The organism is Nocardia sp. CC201C (assembly GCF_030010695.1).
In the GTDB taxonomy this organism is placed as follows: domain Bacteria; phylum Actinomycetota; class Actinomycetes; order Mycobacteriales; family Mycobacteriaceae; genus Nocardia; species Nocardia otitidiscaviarum.
This window is the reverse complement of sequence record NZ_JASCXP010000712.1, coordinates 1-1,524: the sequence shown is the minus strand read 5'-3', so window position 1 is coordinate 1,524 and position 1,524 is coordinate 1. Positions and strand designations below refer to the sequence as shown.

2 protein-coding genes are annotated in these 1,524 nt (G+C 69.0%); both read right to left on the bottom strand.

Annotated features, from left to right (window positions below):
- Positions 1–90: 90 nt before the first annotated feature.
- A complete protein-coding gene (locus tag QK444_RS36190) occupies positions 91–714 on the bottom strand; it encodes an MspA family porin (RefSeq protein ID WP_282786614.1) in 624 nt (207 codons plus the stop codon).
- Positions 715–792: 78 nt separating this feature from the next.
- Positions 793–1,524 (bottom strand): methyltransferase domain-containing protein (locus tag QK444_RS36185; protein WP_282786613.1); only part of this gene is annotated, 732 nt, incomplete at its 5' end.

Sequence of the window (1,524 nt, the reverse complement as noted above, 5' to 3'; positions counted from 1 at the left end):
TTGGGGGCGCCTTCTCGGGGGGCGGGCCCGGGCGGGGCCGGGCGGGCACGCGCTCGGATCACGCCGTGATCGAGTTCGGATCCGCCGGGTTCAGATCGTCCAGAGCGGCCCGTAGGTGATCACCGCATCGCCGCCCGCGCTGACGACCCGGACCCACGGCCGGATGGTGACCTGCCCGATCACGCCGCTCACCGTCGCGTGCATGCCGGACATGCGGATGAAGCCCTCGGCGCCGAACACATCGCCCCCGGCCGCCTCGACCGTCTGGATGCCGGGTCCGAAGCCCACCGCGAGTTCGATCCCCGCCTGCGGGATCAAACCGCCGAGGTTGACGCCCGGTGAATCGTCCAGTTCGACACCGAGACTGGGCGTCCACCACTGGAAGCGGATCTTGCCGTCCAGGGTCGCCGGATAGCCGACCTGGTAGCCGATGGTGATGTGCCCCTCCCAGTCCTCGGCGTGCGGCCCGCTGATGCGGTAGCTGGCCGTGCCGTGGTGGAACCACTCCCGGGTCAGGGGGTTGCCGTCCAGCGGTGGTACGAAGTCGATGCGCGTATCGGACTGGATCGCCTCGACGGTGCGATCCTGCCGGTCCAGAATGGAGCTGCTGCTGTCGATTCCGGCGAGGCCGGTACCGGAGCCCAACGCCAGACCGATGGTGACAGCGGCCGCGACGGCCATGGTGCGCACGGTGGCGCGATGCTTAACCTTCATCTCTCCCCAATTCCCTCATCAGGTGGTGCGGCTGAAACTGACGCTCTCACAACTGAAGCCAAGACGAACTCCGGTGTCTCATTGCGGTTCCGGTATGTCCACCACCCACTTCCCATCCAGTTCGGGCCAGAGCGTCGCCACCTCCGGCAGCAGGTCCGCCACGGTCAGCAGCACCTGATCCGGTTGGGCGGCAACGAGTTCAGCGGGCGCGATGATCGGCACATCGGTTCCGGACATGCGGCGGCCCTGCTTCGCGGGCGAGGCGTCGGCGACCGCGGCCAGCAGGCCGCGGTGCACGCCCGCCAGGTGCAGCAGCGAAATCGCCCGGGAGGCAGCACCGTAGGCGTACACCCGGTGCCCACGCGCGTGCTCGCGTTCCAGCCAGACCCGCAGCGCGTGGGCCTGGCGATCGGCGTCACGCTGTAAGTGTCGCACCGCGTCCGCGTCGCCGAGCGCGGATTCGGTGGCCAGAATGGCCGCCACCGACTCGTCGGGCGTGATCGGCGCGTGCACCGCCGCGACCAGGATGGTGCCCCCGTAGAGATCGAACTCCCAGGCGGTCGCCACGCTCATCCCGGCCGCGTCGAGCAATCGGCGTAGCGCGGTCAGCGAGTAGTACGCGAAGTGCCCGTGCCGCAGGGCATTCCACTGCCCCTGCTCGACAATGGTGCGCAGCGAATGGAATTGCAGCAGCAACACCCCGTTGGGCGCGGTGGCCGCCGCGCGCTGGGCGAAGGCCATGAGCTGATCGGGTTCGTGCATGATGCCGAAGCAGTCGATCACCAGATCGGCCGGGCCGTCGGTCTCGGT

Bases quoted from the DNA above. Each gene is read 5' to 3' on its own strand.
- QK444_RS36190 (WP_282786614.1), bottom strand. From the start codon at position 714: ATGAAGGTTAAGCATCGCGCCACCGTGCGCACCATGGCCGTCGCGGCC.